The 10,219-nt window shown below is 55.0% G+C and carries 9 protein-coding genes and 1 pseudogene; 2 read left to right on the forward strand and 8 right to left on the reverse strand.

The features are described 5' to 3' along the window. Positions 1 to 72 precede the first annotated feature (72 nt). Positions 73 to 1,406, reverse strand: a pseudogene (locus GKAS_RS20905) (aminotransferase-like domain-containing protein). Between the two features lie 104 nt (positions 1,407 to 1,510). On the opposite strand from GKAS_RS20905, the gene GKAS_RS20910 reads away from it, so the two are divergent. Next, entirely contained in the window at positions 1,511 to 2,401 is an 891-nt protein-coding gene (locus GKAS_RS20910) for a DMT family transporter (RefSeq protein ID WP_035897104.1), read from the forward strand. Positions 2,402 to 2,440: 39 nt separating this feature from the next. On the opposite strand, the gene GKAS_RS20915 is transcribed toward GKAS_RS20910, so the two are convergent. Continuing rightward, on the reverse strand, positions 2,441 to 3,358 hold the full coding sequence (locus tag GKAS_RS20915; protein ID WP_035897105.1) for a LysR family transcriptional regulator: 918 nt from the start codon (positions 3,356 to 3,358) through the stop codon (positions 2,441 to 2,443). Positions 3,359 to 3,461: 103 nt separating this feature from the next. Between GKAS_RS20915 and GKAS_RS20920 the strand changes: the two genes are divergently transcribed. Next, positions 3,462 to 4,676 carry an MFS transporter gene (locus GKAS_RS20920; RefSeq protein WP_035897106.1) on the forward strand — a complete coding sequence of 405 codons (1,215 nt, stop codon included), beginning with the start codon at positions 3,462 to 3,464 and terminating at the stop codon, positions 4,674 to 4,676. 86 nt (positions 4,677 to 4,762) lie between these two features. Here GKAS_RS20920 and GKAS_RS20925 read toward each other — a convergent pair whose 3' ends face one another. From GKAS_RS20925 to GKAS_RS20950, 6 genes are all read right to left on the reverse strand, one after another. After that, a complete protein-coding gene (locus tag GKAS_RS20925) occupies positions 4,763 to 5,080 on the reverse strand; it encodes a YebG family protein (protein ID WP_035897107.1) in 318 nt (105 codons plus the stop codon). Positions 5,081 to 5,225: 145 nt separating this feature from the next. Next, positions 5,226 to 5,993, reverse strand: coding sequence for a Fe(3+) dicitrate ABC transporter ATP-binding protein FecE (gene fecE / locus GKAS_RS20930; RefSeq protein WP_035897108.1), 768 nt, complete (start codon positions 5,991 to 5,993; stop codon positions 5,226 to 5,228). Then, a complete protein-coding gene (gene fecD / locus GKAS_RS20935; RefSeq protein ID WP_035897109.1) occupies positions 5,994 to 6,950 on the reverse strand; it encodes a Fe(3+) dicitrate ABC transporter permease subunit FecD in 957 nt (318 codons plus the stop codon). Next, on the reverse strand, positions 6,947 to 7,945 hold the full coding sequence (gene fecC, locus GKAS_RS20940; RefSeq protein WP_035897110.1) for an iron-dicitrate ABC transporter permease FecC: 999 nt from the start codon (positions 7,943 to 7,945) through the stop codon (positions 6,947 to 6,949). The genes fecD and fecC overlap by 4 nt, the downstream gene beginning before the upstream one ends. Further along, entirely contained in the window at positions 7,942 to 8,844 is a 903-nt protein-coding gene (locus GKAS_RS20945; RefSeq protein WP_035897112.1) for a Fe(3+) dicitrate ABC transporter substrate-binding protein FecB, read from the reverse strand. The genes fecC and GKAS_RS20945 overlap by 4 nt, the downstream gene beginning before the upstream one ends. Positions 8,845 to 8,918: 74 nt before the next feature. Then, positions 8,919 to 10,219 (reverse strand): TonB-dependent receptor family protein (locus tag GKAS_RS20950; RefSeq protein ID WP_035897113.1); only part of this gene is annotated, 1,301 nt, incomplete at its 5' end.

Genomic DNA, 10,219 nt, shown 5'->3' on the forward strand with positions numbered 1-10,219 from the left:
CAAAGCGGACAAGCAAACTGATCTAAACCCCTGCCTGGAGCGGAAACCAACCCCCGCTCTGAAAATAACAGACTACCGACACCGTTCGAACTCAACGGCCTCCCGAACTTTAACCAGCGCTACATGCAAATCTTCCATGGCAATTGAGCCAAGAGCAACCCGGAGCGCCTGAGGGACAACGAGTGAAGTACAGAACGGCTCAGCGGTTGAAACGGAAATATTGTCGTCCATCAGAGCCTGAGCAATGCGGTCTGCTCTTGCTTCGTCGGGCAAAGGGATCCAGGCAAAATAGGAGTCCGGGTGCGTAATACAGGAAATATCGCCTAGTGCGGCTTTTAACACGGCCTGTCGCTGGTGCGCGTCACGCCGCTTCAGCGTTTCAAAGCGGGCCACCGTGCCGTCCTGTATCCAGTTGCAGACCAGCGCTGTCATGAGTGAAGGCGTATTCCATGTGGTCGCCCTGACGGCTCTCTCCAGTGCGGGTCGGTACGAAGTGGGGCAGACGACGGCGCCCACCCTCAGGCCCGTTGCTACGTTCTTTGAGAACCCGGTGATATACACCGTTCGCTCGGGTGCGTAAACCGCAACGGGCGGAGGTGGCCTGCGGACGAGATAGCCATAAGCGGTGTCCTCAATCACGAGAAGATCGTAGGTTCTGGCAATACCGGCTATTCTTTTTCGCTGAAGACGGCTGAGCACCCAGCCAAGGGGATTATGCAGCGTCGGCATGGTATAAATTGCCCTGACATGCCGCTTCTGGCATAACGCTTCGAGGGCGGATAAATCCGGGCCATTAGCCAGAACGGGTATGGCAATCAGTTCCAGATGGTACAGTTCTGCCAGGACTTTAAAGCCGGGATAGGTGAGGGCATCAACGGCCACAACGTCTCCCGGGCGCAGCAACCCCATCACCGTGATAGTCAGTCCATGCTGCGCGCCGTTCACTATCACCACATTGTCGGCTTCAGGCTGGAATTCTGAATCCGCAAGATAATCGGCGAAAATTTCCCTTCCGTCATCCGGCCTGCATGTGGCTGGTAACGCAGATGAGATTCAATATCCCCGGATACCGCGACCTGCCGTAGCGCCTCGCGCAGGCTCTCCCCCTGTCCAGGGAGCGAGGGATAGTTAAAATTCAGGTCCAGCACATCCGTTGCCACCGCATGCTGGTCAATCCCGTGACCGTAGGGCAACGCGATTTCCCTGACAAATGTGCCTCTCCCTGTTTCACCGCTGACCAGACCCATCGCTTCCAGCTCACTGTAAACCCGAGTCGCCGTTGCCAGAGAGATATGTTCCTGCGCGGAGAGGGTTCTGTGGGTCGGTAAACGTGTACCGGCGGGGAGTCCCCCGTTGCGGATGCTATCAGCGAACCTATCGACGATGGATTTGTAGCGGGCTTTCATCAAATGTATCCATGACAATAATTTGATTGTATTGAATCCTCGAGCGTACCATCCGCCTCATAGACGCTCAAGCCTGCGGGCGATAAATAAAAAGTGAGGTTACCGTGGTGAATACAGCGATAGATAAAAAAGATTCGAGCCTGGCTTCAGGATGGATAAACGGACTGCTGGGGGTGATCATTTTTAGTGGCTCACTACCGGCTACACGCGTTGCCGTCCTCGAGATGAATCCCTTTTTTCTGACGTTTCTGAGAGCGTCAATTGCCGGTGTGTTGGCCATGATGCTGATTTACGGCTTTCGTGAGAAACGTCCGCAGGCCTCGCAGATAGTGCCGCTTATCATCGTCTCCCTGGGCGTCATTATTGGTTTTCCGCTGCTGACGGCGATGGCGTTGCAGCATGTGACGTCAGCTCACTCCATCGTCTTTCTGGGACTTCTGCCGCTCAGCACCGCGATTTTTGGTGTGTTGCGCGGTGGTGAACGTCCCCGAATGGCTTTCTGGGTTTTCTCTGTACTGGGCAGTCTGCTTGTTATGGGATTTGCGCTCTCACAAAGTGCGGCGGTCTCACTAACGGGCGATCTTCTCATGCTCGCCGCGGTGGTGGCCTGTGGTCTGGGCTATGCCGAAGGCGCAAAGCTCACTCGCGTGCTGGGGGGATGGCAGGTCATCAGTTGGGCGTTGATTCTCTCACTGCCATTTATGCTGGTCGCTGTATTGGTAACAATGCCTGCCACATTTACCGGGGTCAGCGTGTCGGCCTGGGTCGCACTGGGTTATGTTTCGCTGTTCAGCATGCTGATTGGTTTTATTTTCTGGTACAAGGGGCTTGCAGCGGGCGGGATTGCGGCCGTTGGCCAGCTACAACTCCTTCAGCCTTTCTTCGGGCTGGGCCTGTCAGCCGCCTTGCTGCATGAGGCCGTGAGTCCTCTTATGGTGTTCATAACGTTTGGCGTTATTCTCTGCGTTATGGGCTCCCGGAAATTCTCCCGGTAACGCGTTGATCGGCGCTTGCAGGCATGGATGCTTATAATCTTATAGCGCCAGAGATACAGTGCTCAATTTCTGCTGTATGAAATCAATAAACGCTCTTGTTTTCGCGGGTAGGTAACGTCTGTTTGAATACAGTGCGAATAATTGCAGCGGCGCTGCCGATTGCTCAAACTCAACCTCGATTAACCCTCCGTCGTTAATGTACGGCTGACAGGCTTGTTTCGATAAAATGGCAAAACCTACCCCGGCTAGTGCCGCTCGCCCGGCCATCTCGCCGCTATTTACCCGGTAATATGCGTTAACTTTGATGGTCTCGAATCCTCCTTTTTTATTCATAAACTGCCAGGGCGTACCTTTGAGTGCATTTACCGTGGTAATACAGGGCAGTTCTGCAAATTGTTGTACCCGGGAAGGGGTGCCATAACGCTGAATAAGGGAAGGTGCCGCGACGATGGTGCAAGGGATCGTCAGCAGATGACGGGCGATGTAGTCGCTGTCATCCATTTGACCGCGGCTAACAATAACCGCCACATCAAGATCGTCTCGCAGCGATTCAAAGCCTGACAGGTTGGTGACGCAGCTTATCTCCAGGTCCGGGTGAAGGCAGGCGAATTCAGCTAAAGCAGCGCCCAGTAATGCAGGACCTATTTCTGTGGGAACACAGATACGTAACGGGCCCTTCAGTTGCATTTGCCGTAACGTTAATTCGGTTTCCGTTTGCTCAAGCGCCTCCAGTATTGGCTTCGAGCGGGTATAGAGCAGTAGCCCGGCCTGAGTGAGTTTCATATGTCGGGTGCTACGCTCAATGAGCTGAAGATTCAATCTGTCTTCAAGCTGCGAAATACAACGACTGACATTCGATGTCGGCATGTCGAGCACTTTTGCGCCCCCAACAAAACTTTCTCTTTCCACCACCGCTATGAACACGTTCAGGGTATTAAAATCCAGCGTCGGGCGCATTGACTATCCCATATTTGATAATAATAAATGCCATTTTTACCATCTAATTACCGGTATTGATAGCGGTTAGACTGGGACATCTTTTATTCATAGGACATGTGCTATGCCACGGGTTACTCCGACGTTTAATCATAAAGCCCTTATGCGAATCGCTATTGTCATGGCGTTTATCCAGTTCACTAATGCACTGGAATATATGATGTTTAACCCTATTTTTGCTTTTATGGCGGCAGATTTTACCGTTCCCGTGTCGTACTCAGGCTATGTCTCCGGCATGTACACCTCCGGCGCCGTGATTTCGGGAATTATCGCCTTTTACTGGATCGGTCGTTTTAATCAGAAACGTTTTTTAATCACCAATATGGCGCTCTTAGGCTTGCTGACGCTTTTGACGACCTTTACCTCCAGTTTTAGCCTTCTGCTTACATCACGATTCTGTGCCGGATTGGTTGGCGGCACGACAATGGGGGTAGGGATGAGTATATTGATAAACCACGCTCCGACTGACCTGCGTGGAAAAATGTTAGCGACGGTGATTGCGTCATTTCCGATGGTAAGCATTGTCGGAATGCCCACGATTTTATTTTTGTCTACTCACTATGGCTGGCATGTATCGTTATGGTTAATCAGCACACTGTGTTTGCTGGCATTGCCACTGATTATTTCCGTCATTCCACCGGATACCGCTCCTTCTGAAACGTCCCATACGCTACCACTTAATGTGGATACTTTGCTGTTCGCCTCCAGTAATGCGCTCGTTCAGTTTAGTCCTATGTTGATTATTCCTGTTCTGGTCCCTTTAATGACTCTTCAGTTGGGCGCGGATCGGGATATGCTCCCCTGGCTGTTCTTTGGTGGGGGCGTGGCAGGATTTTTAGCGACAAAAATAACCGGTGTATTCACCACTCACTTTTCAGCGCTGGCGGTGGCAATAGGGTCAACCCTCGTCTTTATACTGAGTTTGTTAATACCGCTCTTCGGCTATCCACACTCGGCGATATTTATGACGTTATTCCTCGCAGCATCTTATAGTCGTCTGGTTTCATCTTCGGCGGTGTCAATTCAGTTTCCGGATAACAGCCAACGAGCGGGATTTTCTTCCTTGCAGACGTCGATAATGTACCTGATTACCACCGTCGCATTTTTCCTGTCCGCTTTGCTATTACCCGCTCATGATATGGCACTACAGAATATGACGCTGTTGCTGGTGGTGTGTGCCATTTCTGCGTCAGGGTTTCCCGTTATTGTGGTGATGATGCAAAAGAAACTGGCTAAACGTACTGCCCAGCATGATAAGCAGAACACTTTCACGCCGTGACAGCGGTCGGGCCATACACTCGAAAAAAAAGCCGCAAGCAGTTTTCTGCTTACGGCTTCAGGATCAGAGATACAGCAGGCGGGTATTTAAGCGGCTTTAACCGCTCTGATTTTTTTACTGCCAGCGGTATCTGACTCCGCGGTATCGGTTTCTGCAGGGGTACCGGGTTCAGGGAGTTTGCTGGTACGCAGAATATGCTGCACGGCCATTTTCTGCTCGGCAAGATACAGACCAAGATCCTCAGCCAGCGTTTCATCCATCGGCTTTCCGCTCTGTAACAGCAGGTCGGTGAACGCTTCTGCCATGTCGAGTAGTCTGTCGTAAGCGTCAGCCTCTTTCTTACTGGCAAATGTCATTTTCTCTTCACCTTTTCTTACAACAACAAATTTTGTTTCAACGGCCATTATTTGCCCCTTGCACTGTGATTATATCCAGTATATCAGTTATGAGGCTGTTTTGCAGGGAAAATGTGCGCATATTCATTACGGGTAAAAATCATTCTGGCATGTTAGTTCATAGCCAGTCCCGGCGTCGCTACGCTCGGCCGGGCTACTTCACCACACACATCGGCCTGCCAGATATCGGCTCAGGGTGTATCTCCGTTTCCACGCTGAACACGCTTCTTAGCAACCCAGGGGTCATGACCTCTTCCGGTGTACCTTGTGCCATAACCCGTCCGTTCTCCATGACCACCAGATGGTCGCAGTACCGGCTGGCCTGATTAAGGTCGTGCAGCACGGCGACGACCGTTTTCCCCTGGGCCTGGAGTTCGCCCATCAGCCGCATCAATTCCACCTGGTGATTGATATCGAGATAGGTGGTTGGCTCATCGAGTAGGACTACGGGCGTATCCTGCGCCAGGACCATCGACAGAAATGCGCGCTGGCGCTGACCGCCGGAAAGATCGGTTAACCGCCGGTCGGCAAGATGTTGGATTCGGGTCTGGCTCATCGCGTCATTCACCCGCGCATTGTCTTCAACGGAAAGACGTCCCCAGAGGGATAACCACGGGTTGCGACCGTACGAAACCAGCTCCTGGACGGTGATCCCCTCAGGCGTTAAATGGTGTTGCGGCAGCAGCGCTAGCCTGTGGGCCAACTGCCGCGAGGAGAGCGTGTCGATGGGGTTATCGCCGAGAAACACGCGTCCGGACTGCGGCGTTAACAGCCGTGAAAAACAGTTTAGCAACGTCGATTTCCCGCAGCCGTTAGGGCCGAGCAGGGCGGTTGTCTTTCCTGCTGGCAGCGCGAGCGATACGCCGTCAAGCACCGTGTTTGTCCCGTAACAAACCGTTAGATTTTCAGTTCGTAATGTCATTTATCGCATTCTCACAAGCAGCCAGACAAACCACGGCGCACCGATAATGGCGGTCAGCACGCCAGCCGGAAGCTCCAGCGGGGGATGAATAATTCGCGCCAGCAGGTCGGCTGCCACCAGCAGCAATGCCCCCGTCATGGCCGAAACGGGCAGCAGCCAGCGGTGACGTCCACCGGTAATGCTGCGCACCATATGCGGTACTACGAGTCCAATAAAGCTAATTGGGCCGCAGACGGCCACGCCGGTTGACGTCATGGCGACCGCCAGTAGCAAAGCCTGGAACCGTATACGCGGCACCGACACCCCGAGCGTGGTGGCTCGCGCATCGCCCAATGCCAGGAGGTCGAGATCGCGGCAAAAACGTAGGCTCAGCGGCAGAAATAACATCAGCAGCGGGGCGGCAATCTTCACAAAACTCCAGTCACGTCCCCATAAGCTGCCGGTCAGCCACAGCAGGGCGCTGTTGACATCCTGTGGGCGCGAAAGCATCAGGTAATCCGTCAGGCTGGCCCAGCAGGCAGAAAGTGCGACACCCGTGAGCGCGAGCTTCATCGGCTGGTTGGTGTTCGCCAGCATTTTCAGCAGAATCAAGCCTGCCATGCCACCGGCAAAGGCCAGCAGCGGCAGGGCAATCACCGGTAGTGACGGCAAGAGCAACAGCGCGCCCACAGAGGCCAGGCTTGCGGCATGATTTACGCCGAGAATATCCGGCGATGCCAGAGGGTTACGCACGATCCCTTGAACCAGAACGCCTGCCACCGCGAGGGCTGCGCCGACCAGCAGCGCCAGCAGCAATCGCGGCAGGCGGTACGCCGTTAACACGTAATGATACTCGCGCCCGGTTTGCCAGTCGGTCAGCAGGGCGCGCCAGGGAACGGCGATCACCCCCATTTGCAGAGACAGAACCGAAAATCCCGCCAATGCGAGGGCGATGAAAATGACTAACGTAATTTTCATCCACGCCTCCTGACCAGCCAGACAAAGCAGGGCGCACCAATCAGCGCCACTACTGCCCCGGCAGGCAATTCACCAGGAAAAGCCAGCGCTCGGGCCAGAAGATCTGCCAGCAGCAGCAGCGTAGCGCCCATCAGCATGCTCATCGGTAAAACCTTGCGCTGATCGAATCCCACCCAGAAGCGAGCCAGATGCGGCATCAGCAGGCCGATAAACGCCACCGGGCCAGCCACGCTGACGCAGGCACCGACCAGAAGCAGCACCAGAATATTGATGATCAAACGTAGCTTTGGCAGATTCACCCCCAGCGTGCGGGCGGTGCTGTCACTGACGTTAAGCAGGTTCAGTTGATTAGCCAGCAGCAACACCACCGGCAGGGCAACCGCCACCATCGGGAAAAGCTGCCAGAACTCCTGCCAGCGCGCGTGGGATACGCCTCCCGCGAGCCAGTATAAAATGCCGTAAGCGTGATCTTCCGTTAGCAGCAGGGTGATGCGGGTCAGGGCCATGCAAAACGCCGAGAACGCGATGCCCGCGAGGATCAGTTTGTTTCGGTCCTGGGTGTGGCGAAATCCGCCGCCAGCGGTCATCACCAGCAGCCAGCTTACGCCGCCGCCGCAGGCGGCGATAAAGGCGATAGAGTAACCCGCAACGGGCACGGGGCTGAGCGCGCTGGTCAGCGCCATCGCCAGCGCCGCGCCGCTGTTAATACCGAGCAGCGAAGGGGATGCCATTGAATTATGCGTCAGGGTCTGCAGCAGCGTACCCGCGAGAGCCAGACTCGCGCCAATCAGAATGGCGACCAGGCTTCGCGGCAAACGAAGGTTTTGCACCAGCGCTTGTGCAAGCGTCGGCGTATGGCCCGGTAGCAGAGCGTGAATAGCGTCAACGCCAGAAACAGGAATGGCCGAGTAGCAAAACAGACTCAGCCAAAAGAGAGTGATAAGCGCGGCAAGGGGAAGACCCCACTGCAGCGCTGGGTGTCTGAAAACCGTCATTTCACATCGGATAAAGGCTGGTGATGGAAGATTTTTACCGTGTCACTGGCAATGCGTTCGGCCGCGAAAATGCCGCGCATCCGCGCCCAGGCGTTACTGTCGACCGACGCCGTCTGCTGTTTTTGCACTGCAGTTAACATCTGCCAAAGCGGGTCCTGCTGCCAGCGTTTGACGATGCTCTCTTTGCGGTAGTGGGCGACCAGTAGCCATGCAGGATTGAGTGCCAGCAACTGCTCCAGGCCGATAGACGGCATAGACGCACCGGATATTGCCGCCGGCACCGTCAGCCCCAGCGCGGTCAATACGCTCCCGGTATAGGTCTCCTGCGTGTGAAGGTTAAACTGCTGCTCCCGGGACGTACCAAATAACACCAGCGTGCCTTTCGGCAACTGGCTTGCCCACGCTGACATCTGTTGTTGGTGTTGCGCCAGACGTGACTGCATCTGTGTCTTTTTGCCCACGATTTCGCCGATGATGGCCGCAGATTGCAGATTTTCAGCGTAGGTTTCATTGCGGGACTTAAGCAGCAGCACCGGCGCGATTTGCTGCAAGGCGCTGTAGATACCCGCATGACGGCTGCTGTCGGCAATGATCAGATCCGGTTTCAGCGCGCTGATGGCTTCTAAACTCGGCTGTGCGCGCGTGCCGACAGACTGCCAGGGTTTAAGATGGGCGCGAACTTCTGGAAGAATGCGCGTGGCATCGTTATCGTCGGCAATGCCGACCGGACTAACATCGACGGCTGCCAGTGCGTCCGCGAACGACAGTTCCAGCACCACGATCCGCTGTGGCGTTTTATCAAGCGTAAAGGTGCCATGTTCGTCATGAACCGTGGCGGCAAAAGCATGGCCGGTGAGCAGCAGCAGAGCGGCGAATAGCGTGCGTAATGATGTGAACATGTGAATGGCCTGTGTCGAGTGGCGCGTCGTTGACCCGGCCGACAAAAACAGCATGCAGGCCGGGTCAACGGGATTTAGAACTTCAACGACCCCTGCATATACAGCGTGCGCGGCTGGCCTGCGTAGATGCCTTTATTGTTGTCGTCGTAGGAGCGGGTGAAATACGCCTGGTCGAAGATATTCTTCACGCCGAACGCCAGGTTCAGGTCTGCCATTTGCGGACCAAAATCATAAGCTACGCGTGCGCCCCAGAGCATAAAGCCAGGGATACGACCGGTACTGCCATCGGCGCTCTCTTTCACGGTGTTGGCGTTATCCGCAAACTGGCTTGACTGGAAATCGCTGTTCAGGTTGAAGGTCCAGTTGCCCGGCTTATAGTCCACGCCCAACGTGCCTTTGTGTTTCGGGGAGAACGGCACCTGGTTGCCGTAGGTGTCGCCTTTCTCACGAATCTCGGCGTCCACGTACGCATAGCTTGCGTAGACTGACACGTTATCGAGCGTTGGCGTCAGCGTGCCGAGGTCATAGCGGGCCTGGGTTTCCAGCCCGGTATGGCGCGTTTTACCGCGTGCTGTAACGGTGTCGTTGGTCTGGTTGGAGTCGTACTGATTATTAAAGTTAATCAGGAACAACCCCATTTCCGCGGTCAGCGCGCCATCGTCGTATCGGGTGCCGAGCTCCCAGGTTCGCGCTTTTTCCGGTTCCACATTGCCGCTTTGCACAGCCTTGCCAATTTGGCTGTACTGTACGGTGCCGAACGAGCCTTCGGTGTTTGCATAAAGATTCCAGCTGTCAGTCAGGTGATAAAGCACGTTTAGCGCCGGAAGTGGGGCGTTATAGCTCACTTCCTCATGTGTGCGTTTGATGGCGTTGTTCTGGTATGACTCGATGTGTTCAAAGCGCATACCCGGAGTGATAGTCCAGTTGCCAATATCGATTTTGTCATCCAGATACCAGGCGTGCGCTTCGGTGCCGGAACGGGTGTCACGATCGTAGGGGCTGGCGCTGGACGGCAGTTGTCCGCTGCTGGTGGCGGTGTAGTAACGCATTTCATGCGTCGACTCGCTCACATAGCGGTATCCCACCCCCACTTCGTGCGCGGAAGGGCCCACCATAAAGCTCTGGCTGTAGCGTGGCTCAATGCCGCGTACCCAGTAATTGCGCGGTGAAAGCGTGGTGCGTTTGCCCTGTACCAGGTAGCCGCTGCGCAGGGTTTCGGTGTAGAAGCCTTGAATATTGAATTTATGCTGGCTGTCCGGCTGGAACTGATAGCCAAGGCTTGCCAGCTTGCGACGCCCCCAGAAGCGATCGTTCGGACGCGTAGATTGCCAGCGGCCGGCGTTGTAATCCGCGCGCGACAGGCCCCCGGGCATAT

It is taken from the genome of Kluyvera ascorbata ATCC 33433, from assembly GCF_000735365.1.
Taxonomy (GTDB): domain Bacteria; phylum Pseudomonadota; class Gammaproteobacteria; order Enterobacterales; family Enterobacteriaceae; genus Kluyvera; species Kluyvera ascorbata.

Coding starts and splice junctions, on each gene's coding strand:
- GKAS_RS20920 (WP_035897106.1), top strand. CDS start 3,462: ATGCCACGGGTTACTCCGACGTTTAATCATAAAGCCCTTATGCGAATC.
- GKAS_RS20945 (WP_035897112.1), bottom strand. CDS start 8,844: ATGTTCACATCATTACGCACGCTATTCGCCGCTCTGCTGCTGCTCACC.
- GKAS_RS20925 (WP_035897107.1), bottom strand. CDS start 5,080: ATGGCCGTTGAAACAAAATTTGTTGTTGTAAGAAAAGGTGAAGAGAAA.
- GKAS_RS20915 (WP_035897105.1), bottom strand. CDS start 3,358: ATGCGCCCGACGCTGGATTTTAATACCCTGAACGTGTTCATAGCGGTG.
- fecE (WP_035897108.1), bottom strand. CDS start 5,993: ATGACATTACGAACTGAAAATCTAACGGTTTGTTACGGGACAAACACG.
- fecD (WP_035897109.1), bottom strand. CDS start 6,950: ATGAAAATTACGTTAGTCATTTTCATCGCCCTCGCATTGGCGGGATTT.
- fecC (WP_035897110.1), bottom strand. CDS start 7,945: ATGACGGTTTTCAGACACCCAGCGCTGCAGTGGGGTCTTCCCCTTGCC.